Annotated in this window: 14 protein-coding genes and 1 pseudogene; 5 read left to right on the top strand and 10 right to left on the bottom strand. The window is 69.8% G+C overall.

The genetic code is table 11. The features are described 5' to 3' along the window. Positions 1–5: 5 nt before the first annotated feature. The 3 genes from ACZ3I4_RS20140 to ACZ3I4_RS20130 all read left to right on the top strand — a co-directional run bounded on the left by ACZ3I4_RS20140 (position 6) and on the right by ACZ3I4_RS20130 (position 2,496). On the top strand, positions 6–785 hold the full coding sequence (locus ACZ3I4_RS20140; RefSeq protein WP_465383480.1) for a ThuA domain-containing protein: 780 nt from the start codon (positions 6–8) through the stop codon (positions 783–785). Further along, positions 782–1,924, top strand: coding sequence for a Gfo/Idh/MocA family protein (locus ACZ3I4_RS20135; protein WP_465383479.1), 1,143 nt, complete (start codon positions 782–784; stop codon positions 1,922–1,924). The genes ACZ3I4_RS20140 and ACZ3I4_RS20135 overlap by 4 nt, the downstream gene beginning before the upstream one ends. Positions 1,925–2,031: 107 nt before the next feature. Further along, entirely contained in the window at positions 2,032–2,496 is a 465-nt protein-coding gene (locus tag ACZ3I4_RS20130) for a hypothetical protein (protein ID WP_465383478.1), read from the top strand. 97 nt (positions 2,497–2,593) lie between these two features. Here the strand turns inward: ACZ3I4_RS20130 and ACZ3I4_RS20125 are convergent, their stop codons facing one another. From ACZ3I4_RS20125 to ACZ3I4_RS20095, 7 genes are all read right to left on the bottom strand, one after another. Next, positions 2,594–5,380 (bottom strand): AfsR/SARP family transcriptional regulator, encoded by a 2,787-nt coding sequence (locus tag ACZ3I4_RS20125; protein WP_465383477.1) that lies wholly within the window; start codon positions 5,378–5,380, stop codon positions 2,594–2,596. Positions 5,381–5,580: 200 nt separating this feature from the next. After that, the gene (locus ACZ3I4_RS20120; RefSeq protein WP_465383476.1) at positions 5,581–6,108 is read right to left on the bottom strand and encodes a hypothetical protein; all 528 of its coding nucleotides are present in this window, start codon (positions 6,106–6,108) and stop codon (positions 5,581–5,583) included. 39 nt (positions 6,109–6,147) lie between these two features. Further along, positions 6,148–7,788, bottom strand: a complete 1,641-nt coding sequence (locus ACZ3I4_RS20115) for an alpha/beta hydrolase (RefSeq protein WP_465383475.1) — start codon at positions 7,786–7,788, stop codon at positions 6,148–6,150. Positions 7,789–7,914: 126 nt separating this feature from the next. Beyond that, complete coding sequence (locus tag ACZ3I4_RS20110) at positions 7,915–8,169, bottom strand: hypothetical protein (RefSeq protein WP_465383474.1); 255 nt, start codon at positions 8,167–8,169, stop codon at positions 7,915–7,917. 132 nt (positions 8,170–8,301) lie between these two features. After that, the gene (locus tag ACZ3I4_RS20105; RefSeq protein ID WP_465383473.1) at positions 8,302–9,564 is read right to left on the bottom strand and encodes an amidohydrolase family protein; all 1,263 of its coding nucleotides are present in this window, start codon (positions 9,562–9,564) and stop codon (positions 8,302–8,304) included. A gap of 67 nt (positions 9,565–9,631) precedes the next feature. Further along, the gene (locus ACZ3I4_RS20100) at positions 9,632–11,158 is read right to left on the bottom strand and encodes a DHA2 family efflux MFS transporter permease subunit (protein WP_465383472.1); all 1,527 of its coding nucleotides are present in this window, start codon (positions 11,156–11,158) and stop codon (positions 9,632–9,634) included. Then, positions 11,155–11,913, bottom strand: coding sequence for an SDR family NAD(P)-dependent oxidoreductase (locus ACZ3I4_RS20095; RefSeq protein ID WP_465383471.1), 759 nt, complete (start codon positions 11,911–11,913; stop codon positions 11,155–11,157). The genes ACZ3I4_RS20100 and ACZ3I4_RS20095 overlap by 4 nt, the downstream gene beginning before the upstream one ends. 117 nt (positions 11,914–12,030) lie before the next feature. Between ACZ3I4_RS20095 and ACZ3I4_RS20090 the strand changes: the two genes are divergently transcribed. After that, positions 12,031–12,510: a MarR family winged helix-turn-helix transcriptional regulator gene (locus ACZ3I4_RS20090; RefSeq protein WP_465383470.1), complete on the top strand. Its 480-nt coding sequence runs from the start codon at positions 12,031–12,033 to the stop codon at positions 12,508–12,510. A 33-nt stretch (positions 12,511–12,543) separates the two neighbouring features. On the opposite strand, the pseudogene ACZ3I4_RS20085 reads toward ACZ3I4_RS20090, so the two are convergent. After that, positions 12,544–12,807, bottom strand: a pseudogene (locus tag ACZ3I4_RS20085) (mycothiol transferase); the annotation flags it as partial. 67 nt (positions 12,808–12,874) lie between these two features. Then, positions 12,875–14,248 (bottom strand): PucR family transcriptional regulator, encoded by a 1,374-nt coding sequence (locus tag ACZ3I4_RS20080; RefSeq protein WP_465383469.1) that lies wholly within the window; start codon positions 14,246–14,248, stop codon positions 12,875–12,877. 36 nt (positions 14,249–14,284) lie between these two features. Here ACZ3I4_RS20080 and ACZ3I4_RS20075 point away from each other — a divergent pair, with 36 nt between their 5' ends. Then, a complete protein-coding gene (locus ACZ3I4_RS20075; protein WP_465383468.1) occupies positions 14,285–15,538 on the top strand; it encodes a saccharopine dehydrogenase family protein in 1,254 nt (417 codons plus the stop codon). Positions 15,539–15,813: 275 nt separating this feature from the next. Here the strand turns inward: ACZ3I4_RS20075 and ACZ3I4_RS20070 are convergent, their stop codons facing one another. After that, positions 15,814–17,091: a serine hydrolase domain-containing protein gene (locus tag ACZ3I4_RS20070; protein WP_465383467.1), complete on the bottom strand. Its 1,278-nt coding sequence runs from the start codon at positions 17,089–17,091 to the stop codon at positions 15,814–15,816. Positions 17,092–17,277 lie beyond the last annotated feature (186 nt).

The raw sequence follows: 17,277 nt of genomic DNA, 5'->3' as shown, positions 1-17,277 counted from the left end.
AAGCCGTGACGTCGACAGAGACCAGACCCTTGCGCGTGACAGTGTGGGGAGAGAACCGCCACGAAAAGGCCGAAGAGCACGTGGCAAAGATCTACCCGCGGGGCATGCACACGACGATCGCCGAGGGCATCCGGGAAAATCTCGGCGACAGATGCACCGTACGGACGGCCACCCTCGACGACCCCGAACACGGGTTGACCGAGGACGTGCTCGCCCAGACCGACGTCCTCACCTGGTGGGGACACGCAGCCCACGCCGAGGTGGCCGACGAGGTCGTCGAACGGGTACACCGCCACGTGCTCTCCGGAATGGGGCTCGTCGTGCTCCACTCGGGACATTGGTCGAAGATCTTCACCAGGCTGATGGGCACCACCTGCACACTGCGCTGGCGCTCGGAGCACGATCGCGAGCTGATCTGGACGGTCGACCCCACGCACCCCATCGCGCAGGGCATACCGCACCCGCTCATCATCGACGAGGACGAGATGTACGGCGAATACTTCGATATCCCGGCTCCCGACGAACTCGTCTTCGTCAGCTCGTTCACCGGCGGGGAGGTCTTCCGCAGCGGCTGCACATTCCGGCGCGGCCACGGCAAGATCTTCTACTTCCGCCCCGGGGACCAGGACTATCCCACCTACCATCACCGGGACGTACGCAAGGTGATCGCGAACGGCGTCACCTGGGCCCGCAGCGACCGGCCGACGCGCGAGCATCCGACACTGCTGCGCTACGACACCGGCGCCTTCTTCAACGGTCAGAGCTACCGCGGACCGGTGTCGTGAGCTTCCGGACCATCGCCGGCAGCCCGGCGCAGCCGCTGCGGGTCGTCCTCGCCGGGGCCGGCGGCATGGGCCGGGCCTGGCTGGCCACCATCGCCGCGGCGCCCGACGTGGAGCTGACCGGGGTCGCCGATCTGAACCTGACCACCGCGAGGGACGCCATCGCCGCTGCGGGCCTGACCGGCCTGGCATACGGAAGCGACGCCGTCGAGCTGGCCCGGCAGACCGGCGCCCAGGCGCTGATCAACGTGACCGTCCCCGAGGCCCACCACCCGGTGACCACCGCGGCCTTGTTCGCCGGCCTGCCGGTGCTCGGTGAGAAGCCGGTCGCGGACTCGCTGAGTCGTGCGCTCTCGTTGGCGGCGGCGGCCGAGGTGACCGGCGAACTGTTCATGGTCAGCCAATCCCGGCGGTGGAACCCGCAGTTGTCCCGGCTGCGCGCCATGACGCGGCACCTCGGGCCGGTCGGCATGATCAGCACGGACTTCTTCCGGGCTCCGCACTTCGGCGGCTTCCGCGAGAAGATGGCCCAGCCGCTGCTCATCGACATGGCCATCCACGCCTTCGACGCGGTGCGGTTCCTGCTCGACTGCGAGCCGGTGTCCGTCTATTGCCAGTCCTACAACCCGGAATGGAGCTGGTATGCGGGGGACGCCAACGCGACCGCCGTGTTCGAGATGGAATCCGGAACCCGATACGTCTACAACGGCAGCTGGTGCAGCGCGGGCGCGGAAACCTCCTGGAACGGCCTGTGGCGGGTCAGTGGGCAGAACGGCACCGCACTGTGGAACGGCGACGACGACCCGGCCCTGCACACCGCGACGGAAACCACGATCCCGGACACGTCGCCCCACTCCGGGATCGGCGGCGCCCTGCACGTGTTCGTCCAGGCCCTGCGGACCGGGCAGCGGCCCTCCGGCGAGGTGCACGAGAACGTGATGAGCCTGGCAATGGTCGAAGCGGCCGTGCAATCGGCCAGGACCGGCCGGCCCACCCGGATCGACGCCGTCCTCACCCGGGCGCACGCGGACGCCATCCGTGCCGAGGACCGGACCGACGTATGCCGCGTTCTGCAGAACTGGCCCGGCGTGCGCGACGCCCTAGCGACGCCGGCGGCACGGGGTTGCGGGCGGCAGCGATGATGGCCGACATGCGACGCGTATTGATTGTCATGATTTCGGTGATGGTGGGGCTGCTGGCCGCTACCGGGCCGGCCGTGGCACAACCACGGGGAATTCCGGATCGGCTCATGTTGCAACCCGAAGAACTCGGCGGCGCGGTGCCGGGACCGGTCGAGGAGGGACTGGCGTGGTCGCTGCTCCCCCAGCCCTGCGCGGACCGGCCGATCCCGCGGCCGGTGGCCACCCGAGCGCAGGCCGCCGACTACAACACCCGGTTCCGGGTCTATCAGAACGTGACCCGGTTCCGGGGTGACGGCGCTCAGCGGTACCTCACCGAACTGAAGGCCCAGCTCGCCGACTGCGGTGTCGGTGGCGGCGACAACGGCTTCGACCCCGTCGCCGAGGACCACCTCGGGCCGGACACCGTGCTGTTCCTCGGCAACTACGACCTGGGTGACCGGTGGGTCGCGTACGTGGCGGCGGCGGTGGGCCGGCACGTCGTGGTGATCATGGTGTCCGACTCGTACCTGGGGGCCGGTGATCCGACCCTGGCGAACGGGCTCGCCCAGGCGGCCATGACCCGCCTGCGATAGACAGCGTCGGGCCCGGACTGCACGGTCCGGGCCCTTTCCCGATCAGCTGGGCGTCGACGTCTCGACTGCCGATCATGACCTGGGACGAGCTCAGTCGTCAGTGCGTGGACGGCATTTCGCGGTCGAAGCCGGGCAGGGCGTCCAGTCTGGCCCGTACACTGCGCGCGTCGCTGTGGTCGACGTCGACAAAGATGCGCAGAGCATCGGTCCATTCGCCGCGCGCCGCCGCGGGATTGCCGGCTGCCTCGTACGTGTCGCCCAGATGCACCAGGATCTGCGCCTCGGCCACCCGGTCGCCGATGTCCCGCACCAGGTCCACGCCGCGCCGGTAGCAGTCCCGCGCGGCGTCGTAGCGGCCCAGGTGGTGATGGGCATGGCCGATGGTGTCCCACACGTCGGCCTGGCCGCGCTTGTCGCCGACCCGCTGGTTCACCGCGAGCGACCTCTGCCCGTACTCGATGGCCTGGTGATGGTCGCCCAGGAGGGTGCTGTGCCAGGCCATGCTGCTCAACGCCACGGACTGTCCGCGCAGGTTGCCTGCTTCCTCGTAGAGCGCGAGGGCGTTGCTCGCGTGCTCCACGGCCTCCGCATTCCGGTGCTCGTTCCCGCTCATGACCGCCAAGGTGTTGTGAACGAACGCCTGGCCGCTTCGGTCGCCGGTGCGGACGCTCAACTCCAGAGCGTGGCTCAGGTGGGCGCGGGCCACCTCGGGCCGGTCGAGGATGATGTTGGCTCGCGAAAGGCTGCGGTGGGCGCTGGCCAGTGGTTCCGCGCCGAGGCGTTCCGCTGCGGTGAGCGCGTTCGTCCAGGCTTCGAGCCGGTCGTAACGGTGTCCGCCGCGAAAGAGGTAGGTGTCGAGCGCCCAGGCGAGCTGCCAGACACGCGGGTCCCGCCCCGTGGCGGCGGCCTGCCGGGCGACCGCCAGCAGCGCTGGCTGTTCGGCGGCGAACCAGGCCAGGGCTTGCCGGTGGTTGGTGAAGCCGTCCGGGCCGGAGTCGGTGGCCGGCGGCAGCGGTACCTCGATCGGGTCCCGGGCCGGGTAGAGCAGCCGGTCCGCGGCGTGCGCGGTGCGCGCGTAGTAATCGATCAGGCGGCCGGTCGCGGCGTCGCGTTTGGCGTCGGAGTCGTGGACAGCGGTCAGGTCGGTGGCGTACACGCGCAGCAGGTCGTGCCACGAGTATCGGCCCGGAGAATGCTCGACGAGCAGGCTGGCGTGCGTCAGCTCGCCCAGGAGCCGCCGGGCCCGCGCCGGGCGATGCCCGCCGAGTGCGGCCACGGTGGCCGTCGCGATGTCCGGCCCGGGATGGAGGGCCAGAAGCCGGAACAGCCGCTGCGCTTCGCCGCTCAACGCGGCATACGACCAGGAGAACACCGCCCGTACCTGCACCGCCGGATCGCCGGTGTCCAGGGCGTCCAACCGGTCGTCCGCCTCGGCGAGTTCACCGGCCAGCGCGGCGAGCGGGAAGTCGTTCTGGCGGGCCCGGGCCGCGGTGATGGCCAACGCGATCGGCAGGCGCGCACAGGAGGCGATGATGCTGTTCACGGCGTGGGGTTCACGCCGGGTCCGTACGGTGCCGAGCCGGCGGCTGAGAAGGTCACGAGCCTCTTGGGGGGACAGCACGCCCAGCGTCACCGGATGGGCGCCGAGGGTCGCCACCAGCCCGGTGAGCTGGTTGCGGGACGTCACCACGACCTGGGTGCCCGCCGTGGCCGGCAGCAGAGGGTGAACCTGCTCGGCATCCCGGGCGTTGTCGAGCACGACCAGGATCCGCTTGCCGGACAGCAGGCTGCGGTAGAGGCCCGCTTGAGCGTCCAAGCTGGCGGGTATGCCGTCGGCGGGCACACCGAGGGCGTCGAGGAAACCACGCACGGCGTCGGCGGGATCCGTCGGCCGCCCGGACGGATCGAAGCCGCGAAGATTCACATACAGCTGGCCGTCAGGAAAGTGGTTCACGACCCGGTGCGCCCAGTGCACCACGAGTGTGGTCTTGCCGACCCCGGCCACACCGGAGACCACAATGACCGGCCGGGCCGGCCCGGTGGCGGGCAGGAGGCTGTCCAGCAGGGCGAGCTGGTCGTCGCGGCCGGCGAAGCCGGAGACGTCGGCAGGCAGCTGCGCCGGTGCGGCCTCGACCGGAGCAGGGGCGGCAGGGGCAGGGGCAGGGGGCGCCGCGCCGCGCAGGATCGACTGGTAGATCTTCTGCAACTCGGCGCTCGGATCGGCGCCGAGCTCGTCGAGCAGGTGCCGGCGTACGACGTCGTAGTAGGACAGCGCCTCGGCCGGCTGGCCGGCCAGGGACAGCGCTTCGATCACGACCGCGGCCAGCGCCTCGTTGAGTGGATGCTCCCGGGACAGGTCGCCGAGAACGGGGACCACGCCGGCCGGATTCGCCGTCAGCTCGGCCCGGCCCCAGGCCACCGACGCCGCCAGATGTTCGCGCCGCCACGCTTGCCGGGCCCCCTCGGCCCACGCTCCGCCCACGCCGGCCAGGGGCTCCCCTCGCCACAGCCCGATGGCCTGGCGCAGCGGCTCCAGCCCGCCCAAGGCGACAAGATGCCGAAAGCGGTGCAGATCGACCTGTAGCGGATCAACGTCGAGCAAGTAGGCGCCAGCCGTGTATCCGAGAGTGATCGTCTTCTCACCCGGCGTCGTCGCCTGCTCAAGCATTTGCCGGATTCGGGTGATGTGGGCCTGCAACGACGGGCGAGCAGTACGCGGTGGCTCCTGCGCCCACACCCGTTCGACCAGCGTGCCGACGGGAACGGGCCGCCCGGCGTCGGCCAGCAGCGCCGCCAGGACCGCTCGCTGCCGTGGCTGCCCGGCGTCGACCCGTCGGCCGCCGGAGGACACCTCGACCGGACCCAGCAACTGAAACTCGATCACGTCGCTCCCGCCCGCTTGCTCCGAGCCACAAGGATTCCACAAGCGGGCCGAAGGGCAGCATCGGTGATCCTGGAGGAGGACGTCAGGCGATCAGCATGGACGTCCTGCGATACGCAACGGGGGTCTTTGATCGGCGGCCGGACGACTCCGGCCGCCGATCAAAGGCAAGACCCCCCGCTCCCCCGCATGGCGTCGAGCGGTCACTGTCCCGGACGTACGGACTCGCCGGCCTTTCTGCGAAGCAGGGCGGTGGAGAGGACGGCGGTACCCACGCCGAAGCTGCCCGCCAAGGCGACAAGGTGCCGCGACTCCTGTGTTCTCAAGGTCTGGAACTCGGACTCACTGATCACCGTCGTCTCCCCGTGGTTGTTGACGACGTACGTGCCATCGCGTTCTTCCGTCACTCCGTTCGAGTCCATGGAGGAAAGGACGGCGACCAGCCAGAAGCCGGTGGACAGCAGAAAGCTGGCGACGAGCAGCCACCCCGGCAATGTTTCGCGCAACAGAACCCACAACGCCCGGGCCCGATCGACACGGCCGCCGCCGTTCGATCCAGTCAGATTCCGGCCCGTCACCACCACGGCGACAAAGCCCGGCAGCACCGGCAACAACGCCGACACCACGATGACGGGCATGGGCCACGAGAGCCCAGCCGGGAGTGTCGTGGCTACCAGGAGCCCGGCACACCAAACGATTCCGGCCAGCGCAAGCCCCCGCAGCCACTCCATGAGGGAAAGCTACAGGGCATCAAGAGCCCCGCGCGACCGCTAACCGCGCGGCGACCGCGTCGGCTCCGGCGCCGCGCAGGTGACGTCCTTGGCCGGCAGCCGGCCTGTGGTCAGGTACGCGGTCACCCGGTCCCGAGCGCAGCGGTCACCCTGCTCGAGATAGATGCCGTGCCCCTCGCCGTTGCGGACGGTCACCATCCGGGAGCCGGCCAGCACCCGGTGCGCGGCGCGAGCGCCGGCCAGCGGCGTGTTCGCGTCCCACTGGTTCTGCACGATCAGCGCGGGCACGGTGTTACGCACGGTCACCGGCGGTTCCGCCGAGCGGTGCTTCCAGTACGCGCAGGGCTTGACGTTGGCCTTGAGGTCGCCGCCCAGCGACCCGCGCGCCCGCGCCGCCGCCGCCTCCCGGCGGTACCGGGCCTCGCCGGCCGGCCAGTCCCGGCCCTCGCCGCACTGGATCGTCATGTTCAGCGCGTAGAAGTTGGCGTCCGGGTCCTCAGCGGACGGCAGCACCGAGGGCGGACCGGACGGCTCCGCCGGGTCGGGCTCTGCCCCGCCGTCCGGGTCTGACCCGTCGACCGGGTCCGGGTTGTCGACCACGTCCGGATCGTCCGCCGACTGACCGGTCTTCTGCGTGACCACGTACTCGGAGGTCTCCTTGACGTGCACCGCGCCCAGAGTCATGTACGCCCGCAGCTGATCGCCGTAGCTGCCGTCCAGCTCCTCACCCGGCGCCGGCTCGGTGGGTCGCCGCAGCAGCTCACGGAACGTCTTGCGCACCTGCTTCGGGGTCCGGCCGAGGTGATAGGTCGCGTCGTGCCGCGCGGCCCACGCCACCCAGCGGTCGAACGCCGGCTCGGCCGCCTCGGCCTGCAGAAGGCTCACGCCCCGCCAGGCCCGGGTGGGGTCGACCGCGCTGTCCAGCACGATCCGGTCGGCGCGCTGCGGGAACAGCTGCGTGTAGACGGCGCCCAGGTACGTGCCGTACGAGACACCGAAGTAGGAGAGTTTCGGCGCGCCGAGGAGGGAGCGGACGAGGTCCATGTCCCGGGCGGTGTTCGCGGTGGTGAAGTGGGCCATCCGCGGCCCGACGGCACGGGCGCACGCCTCGGCGACGCGGCGGCTGCTGTCGGCGGCCGTGCGGAAAGTCTCCGGGCGGTAGGGATAGGACCACTGGTCCACGAACATCTCCTGCTCGTCGGTGAGCTTGCAGTCCAGCGGCGTGCCGTGCCCGAGGCCGCGCGGGTCCATCCCGATCAGGTCGTACTGCCGCAGCAGGGCCGCCGGGGCCGCCGACCGGAACGCCGCCGGCATGTCCAGCGCCGGACCGCCGGGACCGCCGGGGTTGAGGAACAACGGCCGGTGCGGGCCACGGCCCGTGCCGCGCAGCCGGGACACCGCGATCTGGATTCGCTCGCCGCCCGGCCGGCGGTAGTCCAGCGGCACGGCCACCGCGGCGCACTGCAGGCCCTCGATGCTCTCCACGTCCGCCGGGCAGGCGCCCCACACGACGCTCTGCTCCTGGTAGTCGCGCAGCGGGTCCGGTGCCGGCCGTTGCCGCGCGTCCGCGCCCGCGTCGGTGCCGAGGCCGATGGACAAGGTCGCCAGCAGCACACCGGCGGCGGCCGCGATAACCCGGCGGGGCGAATACGACGAGGTGGCTCGTTGCTGGTCGGTCATGACGGAAACGCTATGCGGGGCACCGTGTCCACCACATCCGTCCACGCATTGACCCCGTCCGCCGCCCGCTACGACTATCAGCCGCCGCGCCGTACGACCCCAGTCGTACACCGCCGCTCACGCGAGTCACCGACGGTTGAGGGCGATGTGCTGGACGGCCCCGCTGGCCTCCAGCAGACGGGCACCGGTGTCCCGGCGGTAGATGCGCACCGCCTCGACCAGGTCGTCGCGGTCGACGGCGGCCAGCACCTCGGCGCGCGTCGCCGCCAGGTTCACCGGCCGGGCCGGCCGGGCCGCCCGGGCCTGCCGCGTCAGAGCGGCCGAGACGATCAGCATGACGATTCCAAGGGCACCGATGACCAGGATCAATGTCAAAATCATGCGAAGAGCATCCCGATCAGGGCCGGTCCCCCGCGTCTGCGGAAGGCATGATTCGGTATCGAACTTTGGTTGACGTCGCCACCCCAGCTGACCGATCGGCCAGCTGGGATCCCGCTACACCTCCGTCGCCGCTTACAACTGGTAGAGCTGGATGGCGTTGTCGCGAAGGACCATCGTCGCCAGCCGATCGACGTCGTCGGGGCGGATGACGTGGTCGCGGAGCATATCGGTTAGTGCGATGGCGATCGCGTCGCGCGCCGTGCGGTCCAGGAGCCAGGCCTTTTCTTCCCAGCCCTGCAGAAAATTCGACCGTGGTTCGGCGCCGGCCAGAAAGGCCAGCGCGACATCGCTGTACGCGTCGGTTCCATAGAGGACTTTCTCAGGGAACCACTCCAGGGCGTTGCGGACGATCCCGGCCAGGTTTCGTCCGTAGAGGTGCACAGTCGCGCACGAGATGTCCATGAAGACGTTGTCATGAGACAACGACGCGACGGCTTGCCGGTCGAACGGCCAGCCGGCGTGCAGCATCAGGAACTTGGTGTCGGGCGAGGCCACCATGGCCGGTTCCATCAACAGCGGATCGCTGCCCGAGTTGCGGAAGTGCTGCCTGGGGCCCTGTCCGGTGTGCATCTGGACCGGCAGGCCGAGTGCAGCTGCCTTGCGGGCGATCACGCCGAAGAGGTAGTCCTCGAGGTCGCGGTGTTGCGCGGTGGCGATGCCGTCAGTCGTGGCGCGCCGGTACAGCTCGGCTGCTTGCGCTTCGGCGACCTGGGCGAAGTTGATGGGCCGGTAGTAAGGCGTGTGGAACTTGAGTGCGACCGCCCCGTTGGCTTTGCGCTGTTCGAGTTCCGGCTCCAGGACGCTGTGCACATATTCCTCGAGCGTCGCCGGCGGGTTTTCCACACCCGCCTGCTTACAGGCAGCCTCGATCAGAGGCTGGTACTGATAGGTGAAGCCATCCTGGTCGACGGCCGGGACTGGCCACATCAGCCAGTCAGCGAACGTGATCCAGCGGAAACGCGGCGCCGGGAACGACGGCTGCGGGAAATTGTCGACTGCCAGCATCGTCTCGGTGTTGATCTGGTCAAGCACCCAGCTGCCGTAGTTCCGACCCTGCGCCGCCTGCACCTGCTGCTTTTTTTCGATCACTTCCCGGAGGTGATGGTCGTGCTGGTCGACGTAGTCGTAGCCCCAGAGGGCGCGCCAGGCGTCGACGTACTCCGGATTGCCAGGGCGCATGCGCAGGGGCAATGCGTGATCGTACGGGGAGATCGGGTTTTCGGGGTTCGGCGGCACCTCCCATTCGAGCGGGATGGGATGAGCGTGGTCGTCAACGGCAGAGATCTCGCGGACCATCCGGGCGACGCCGGGATCGATGAGCTGCTGGTCGGGCATGAGAGTTCTCCTGACTATGCGAGGGTGTTGCGGAACTGTCCGCGGGTGTTGTGGACGCGGTGGGTATTCACCGCGCGGCCGGCTCGGCATCTGTGACGCCGGCAGCCGGCTGCGTCGCGCCGCCGCGGCCCGTTCGCACGAGGGCGGTCACGGCGAGGGCCGCAGCGAGTGCGAGGCCGCCCGCCAGAAGGAAGAGGCGGTCGAGTCCGGCCAGGGCGGCATCGTGCAGGGCTGCCCGGAGCGTGTCTGAGCCGGCGCCGGCATCGCCGATCAGGTTTGCGGCCTGACCTGCGGACAGCGCGGTGGCGGCGGCGTCAGCGTCCGGGACTGCACCGGTGGTGAGAGACGCTGCGGCGCCGGCCGTGAACGCGGCGCCGAGCAGGGCGATGCCGATCGCGAAGCCGAGCTGGCGGGCAGTGTTGACCGTGCCGGAGGCGATGCCGCCACGGTCCGGCGGAACGCTGCCCATCGCCGCTGCGGTCAAGGTCGGTACGGCGAGTCCGGTGCCGACGCCGATCAGGGTGAAGCCGGCCATCAGCGCGGGCCAGGTCGCGGCGCCGTGCAGCAGCGCCGCGTTGATGAACGAGCCGAGGGCGACGAAGGCCAGACCGGCGGCGATCACCCGTCCCGGTGGGAGGCGATGCAGCAACCGGCCGGCCTGCCAGGACACCAGGAACGCCGCGACGGCCAGCGGCAGGGTGGACAGGCCGACACCGACAGCGGAGACGTTCTCGACACCCTGCAGCCAGATCGAGGTGTACGTCAGCGGCGCGAAAGCCACGAAGTTGACGACCAGCGCCGCGACCAGCACTCCGTTGAAGCCCGCCCGCCGGAACAACGAAAGGTCGAGCATCGGGTGGCGGCCGAGCCGCTGCGAGCCCACGAACAGGGCTGACGCCGCGACAACGACCGCGATCAGGAGGTAGGACCGGACGGAGTTCCAGCCGTGTTCGCCGGCGTCGATGAGGGCGTACATCAGGGCCGCGGCCGCGATGGTGAACGTCACGACTCCGACCCGATCCACGCTGCGGCCGCGACCGGCACGGTCGGCCGGCACAAAGCCCAGCGCGAGCACGACGGCGGCCACACAGATCGGCAGGTTGACAAAGAAGATCCACCGCCACGAGATCTCCTGGACAAGCACCCCGCCGATGATCGGCCCGACCGCCGCTGCCGCGCTCGCGACCGCCGCCCACAATCCGAACGCTTTTCCGCGATCGGCTCCCTGATACGTCGCGTTGAGCAACGCGGTCGTGGTGGCGAACAGCGCCGCGGCCCCTACCCCTTGCACGATCCGGAACACGACCAGCGTCAGATCGTCGGGGGCGGCGCCGCACATCGCCGACGCCACCGCGAACAGGGCCAGTCCACCCACGTAGGTGCGACGATGACCGAGCCGGTCAGCGAGCGAACCGGCCCCGAGCATCAACGCGGCGAGCGCCACCACGTAGCCGTCGATGACCCACTGCAACGACGAATACGAGGCGTCGAGATCAGTGGCGATGTCCGGGAGCGCGACCTGCACGATTGTGGTGTCGATCAGCAACATGAAGGTGCCGAGGCTGACGGAGATCAGCGGTATCCACTTTTTCACAGGAAATACAGCCCGCCGTCGACGTTGAGCGTCTGCCCGGTCAGGAACGCGGCGTCGTCGGACGCGAGGAAGAGGATCGTTCCGACCAGGTCCGCCGGCGTTTCGTCACGATGCAACGAGCGCAGGTCCCGCTGCATCTGCAGCAGAGATTCCGGAAGCACTCCGGCGGTCATCGGGGTGATCGTCAGCCCTGGAGTCAGCACATTCACGGTGATGCCGTACGGGGCGAGCTCGCGCGCCAGAACCCGGGTCAGGCCCGTTACCCCGCCCTTGGCCGCCACGTAATGAGCCTGGCGCGGCGTGCCGTTGTAGAACGATCCCGACCCGATGTTCACAATGCGGCCCCGACCGCTTGCCTTCATCAGCGGCAGGAAAGCCCGGACCATCAAGAAAGTCCCGGTCAGGTTGATGTCGATGATCCGGCGCCACTCCTCGGTGCTCATCTCCTCGACAAGGGTGTGTGAGAAGAAACCGGCGTTGTTGATCAGTACGTCGGCCGTACCGAAACGCTGCCGGACCTCCTCGGCCAGCGCGGCGACGCTGTCCTCATTCGAGATGTCGGCAGCCACGGTGTGCAGCAGGGCGGACCGTCCTGCGTGCGCGCCGGCGTCCCAGCGGTCACGCCACTTCTCGAGCTCGTCTTCCGAGAGGCCGGAGGCGACGACTGTGTCGCCTCCGGCCAGGAAGCGGTCGACGATCTCGGAACCGATGCCGCCCGGCGCCCCGGTGACCACGACTGTGCGACCTGAAGCCATGACGTCCTCCCCTAGGTAACTTCTCAGTCAGCTTATAACCTGACTGATAAGGCGCAAGATGGATAGAGTGTCGGCTGAAGCACAGAGCCGCGACCAACCGGACCGAAGCGGGGGCACATGGCGGAGAACTTCGAGGAGCGGCTCACCTATCTGATGCGGCGAGTGAGCACAGCGCTGGCATCCGAGGTCGACCGGGCACTGCGGGACTTCTCACTCACCCACGCGCAATACGGGGCCCTCGCCCAGCTCGGTCTCGTCGAGCCCGAGGCGCTCTCCGCCGCCGTCATGGCCGAACGCAACGGAATCACCGCGCAGTCCATGTCGACGGCCATCGCCGCGCTGATCGACAGGAAGCTGGTGCGCCGCGAGCCGCACCCGACGCACGGACGCATCCTTCAGGTGCGGATCACGCCGGAAGGCGCCGAGCTGCTGGCCCGCGCCCACGCCGCCACCGGCAAGGCCGAGCAACGAGCCCTGGTTTTCCTCGACGAGGAGCAGCAGCGGGTACTCCGCGACGCGCTGCGCACTCTGATGCAAGCGATGGGCCTCTACCTGTACGCACCGATCGCCGACGACGACAAAGCCGGCCGGCCGTGAGCCTGGCCGCCTCGCCGAGAGATGTGACCAGTGCGGCACCTTGCCGGGTGAGTCGAGGTCAAGCGCCGCGATGGTGGCGTCGGCATGCATCCACGACCGTTTGTACTCCGCGATGACCTTCTCGCGCGTCTCCTCCGGGCGGACGAGCAAGTCCTCCGATTCAGCGGGATCAACCAGCCACTCCCCTGCGTGGGCGGGCCGGTCGAACACTTCCCCGAAGTAGCCGAACTCGTTGCCGGTCATGTGTTTCACCAGTCCGAGCAGGTTGGTGCCGGTCGGGGTGAGCGGTCGGCGCACGTCGCGTACGCCTTCTGCAAGCTCGGCCGCGCCCGCAGGAGCGCCACCCGGCGCTATCTGCGGGCTGTCAGTGCGGTCCGCGCCAGCGCGTGATTTCCAGGGCCACGCCGACCCGGAGAACGTCGTGGGACAACGGCGCCGGCAGAAGCTCGTCGGCGCGGGCCAACCGGCGGATCACTGTGTTTCGGTGGGTGAACAGGCGGGTCGCGGCGCGGGAGACGTTGCATTCCTCGGCGATGTAGGCGCGGACCGTGTCGGTGAGTTCGGCCGGCGCGTGTTCGAGCGCCCCGAGGGTGCGGCGGACGAACTGGTCGGCGTGCTCGGCGTCGTGGGTGACGAGGGCGGCGACCTCGACCTCGTCGTGCGTGGCGACTGGCCGGGCAGATGAGAGACGGGCGAGTATACGTTGGGTGGTGAGGGCCTCCAGGTGGCTCCGCCGGAACCCGTCGAGCCCGGCCGCGGCGGTTCCGAGGGCGATGCGGACGCCTGGCGCGTCGGCCGGGACCGCCGGTGTGACGTCGGGGCGGCCGGTCAGCCACACCCAGCGAGTCGCCGAGTCGGCCAGCACGGTCAACGACCGGAGCCCCAGCCCGGCGAGGCTGTCGGCGGTCCGATCGAGTGCCCCGAGATCGGGCTGCGCAGCGTCGCTCCACACGACTGCGGCGATGTGCTCGCCGGCCAACGGATAACCCAGTCGTAGTTCGGCACGTTGCTGCGGGATGGGTGCGCCGTCGAGGAGCAGCGCGACGACCTCCCGGCGCTCGGCATGGGTGCCGCTGGTCAGCTCGGCGCGCTCGCGTTGCATCTGCGCGGAGAACGCCTCGACCGTATCGTCGACAAAGGTGGTGATCGAGCGGACCGCGAAGTCGACCAGTTCGTGCAGCTCCGTGGGTTCCGAGGTCAGCGAAAAGGCAATGCGGGTCCAGAGCCGCAGGGCGACGCCCTGGCCGTGGCGGTAGGCGTCCAACGAGGACTCGTACAGGCCGCGGCGGACGAGGTCCCGTGCGACCGCGACGAGGTCGTCGCCGGTGTCGGGTGGCACCCGCTCGCCCGGGGATCGGACGTTGGCGGCTGCCCAGTGCAGCATGGTCGACGCGATCGTGCGCCTGCTCGACGCGGCCAACACCGGGTCGCTTGCGATCGGTTGCATCGTCGCGCCGCTGAGCGTCACGTCAGTCAGCTCCGTCAGCCACGCCGCGGGCGGGTTCAGGGCGATCTCCGCGCCGGCGCGGATCAGCTCCCGGACACGCGGCGAAGGCAGGTCCCACGACATGCGCGCAGTGTAGCCAGGCTGGTGCGACGTGCACCAGGACGCGATAAAGGTGGTGCAGTTTGCCTCTTCGTCGCCGCGATCCCGGTGCGCATGATGATGGCACCACGCACGCCTGGTGCTGGGCACAATCCCGGCCCCCATCACCGGGATCCCGATGTGGTTGATCACCCGGGGACCACCGCTCACAGACAAGGCTGCGGCACCATGAACCTCGACCCGTCCACTACAGCCGCCGCCGCCGCGCCACCGACACCGGCGCCCCGGCGCACCTTTGACGTCGTGCTGCACGGCGCGACCGGATTCGCAGGCCGCCTCACCGCGAAGCATCTGGCGGCGAGCGCCCCCGGTGCCCGCGTGGCCCTGGCAGGGCGTGACCCGCGCAAGCTCGCGACTCTCCGAAACGAGCTCGGCGTCGCCTGGCCCGTCATCGCGACGGACCTGAACGACCCTGATGCGGTCCGGGAATTGGCGACGTCCACCAGCGCCGTCGCGTCCACCGTCGGGCGACACGGACTGCCGCTCGCGCTCGGCTGCGCCCGCGCCGGGACGTCGTACGCGGACCTGAGCGGCGAGATCCCGTTCGTCCGGCGCAGCTACGAGGCCCTGCACCACCTCGCCACCGACACGGGCGCACGCATCGTGCACGGCTGCGGCTTCGAGGCGGTCCCCTCGGACCTCGGCACCTTCGTTCTCGCCGACCGCGTACGGGAAGACGGCGAGGGCGGCCTCACCGACACGATCCTCATTGTCGAGTCGCTCAGGGGCAGTCTCAGCGGCGGCAACCTGGCATCGAATCGCGCGCTCAGCGCAGAACTGGCGGCCGACCCGGCCCTCCGGACGATCGTCGACGACCCATGGGCGCTCAGTACCCCGGCGGCGACCGGGTCCGGCCGCGACACCGATCCGTCCGGCGTCTTCCGGGACGACCTGACCGGTCGTTGGCTCGCTCCCGCGATGGGCGGACCGTTCAACAGCCGGCTGGTCCGGCGCAGCGTGTCGCTCATCCCCGGCGGCTACGGCCCGGACTTCCACTATCGCGAGGGCTTGAGCGCCGGCACCTCCCGGGTGGCGTACCTGCGGGCGCAGAGCCTGCGGGCCGGGACCTCACTGCTGAAGTACGCGCTCACTGCCCGGTCGATGCGTCCCATCATGGATCGCCTGCTGCCGCCAGGCTCCGGCCCGTCGCCGAAGAGCCGGCGGGAGGGCAACTTCCGCGTCACCGTGCACACCCGGACCTCGACGGGCGCACGATATGTCGCCACGGTCGCCGCCCAGGGCGACCCCGGCTACACAGCGACCTCGACGATGCTCGGCCAGAGCGTGCTCTCGCTGGCGACCGACCCGCTCGCCGCGCCCGGCGGCGTCCTGACCCCCGCGACCGCCATGGGCCACCACCTCGCGAACCGCCTCCGCGACCAAGGCTTCACGCTTTCCGTCGAACGCTCCGACCCCTGGTGACCGGCTCGGGCACGACCACGACCGTCCTCTGGACACCCGAACTGATGCCCGAGAAGTAGAGCCCGGCTCTGGATCCGGGGCGTGTGCTCGCCACAGTCGTCGCCATTCGGCGATCCGGCGGGCCCGGGATCGGTCAGCGCCGCGACGGGTCTGGTGGTCCGGCCGGGTTCCTGGGTGAGGAAGCCGTCGAAGGGGGCGGCGACTTAGCGTCGTGCCAACGAACCCGCGCCGGCACAGCGCGTACCCCGAGTGGACCCGTTCCGGGGGCGCCCGAATCAGCGGCTTGGGCGCCTGCGGTCCGGGGCGAGCCGTTGCGGCCGCTGGCCGAGGACCCGCGTGAAAAGTGCCTCTCGGAGCGCCAGCTCACGCGGGTCGTTCCAGAGCCGGAATCCGGTTCGGTTCATGGCGTAGGCGAATCCCGTGCCGGTGTCGGGGTCCGCGAAGGCGAACGACCCACCCAGGCCCATCGTTCCGAACGCCCGATCCGACTCGGATCCGAACCGGAACGCCGGGAACGGCTTGATGTAGCCCAGGGAAAACCTCGTCTCCACGCGAAGCACCTCGTCGAACAGTCCGCCTGCCGGAGGCGAGGCGGCGTTGCGCAACGCGTCCAGTGAGGCGACGGTAAGACCGAGAGCCGCGCCACCGGCGGCCACCTCGCCGTAGAGTCTGGCGATCGACCGCACCTGGCCGAGGCCGTTGCCCGCCGGAATCTCGGCCGCCTGCACATCCGGCCGGTTGAAGTTCTCCACAGTGCCCAGGATTCGTGGATTGCGGAACGCCCGGGCGGTCAAGCTGCGCGGGTTCGCGAACGCCCGGACAAACGATGCCGGCATCTCCCCGACGTGCAGCATCATCTCCCAGTTGCGGAAGCCGTGGATGCGAGCCACCCGGCCGTGATCGGCATCTGGCGGCAGGCCGAGGTGGAAGTCCAGGCCGAGCGGCGCCGCGACCTCATCGGCGAAGAACCGCCCGATACGACGTCCGCCCGGATCGATCCGGCTGACGAGCTCACTTTCGTACCAGCCCAGTGACTGACCGTGGTAGCCGTGCCGGGTGCCGGGCTCCCATGCCGGACGCTGCTCGGCCAGAGCCCTGGACAGCACGGGAGATCCAGTCAGATCAGCGAGTCCGAGTGGCTGGTCGATCACGGCCAGCCCGGCCTGGTGGGCGAGCAGTTGGCGTACGGTGACCGTGCTCTTGCCGGCGGCGGCGAACTCGGGCCAGTAGGTCGCCACACGTTCGTCGTGATCGATCAGGCCACGTGCGTGCAGCACGGCAAGCGCCACCGCGGCCACACCCTTGGACGTCGAGAAGACCGGCACCATCGTGTCCGCCTCCCAGGGGATACGGTTCACACCGTCCCGGTAGCCGCCCCAGAGGTCGACGACCTTGCGTCCGCCGCGGTAGACAACGCAGGCGGCCCCGATCTCGTGGCGTACAGCAAAGTTACGGCGGAACTCGTCAGCCACCGCACCGTAACCTTCGTCAACGTCTCCGCGAACCAATCGTGCCGGCACGTCAACTTTGAGTACCATCGTGTTCCCTTCCACTCCGGGGATCTTCCGGAAGCGAGTAGCGGATCGCATTGACGAGGCCGCGCTTTGGGTGGTGCCGGGTCACAGGTCTCCCTTCGGCGCTGGACGGCATCGCCGCAGTGGGGCCGCGCCCGTCGATCATTGGGTGCGGCCCCACATGCGGCGGGATGCCGGTACGACTCAGCGGGCGTTGCAGAGGGC

The organism is Actinoplanes sp. NPDC021490, from assembly GCF_055562135.1.
This window is presented reverse-complemented; position numbering and strand designations above follow the sequence as displayed.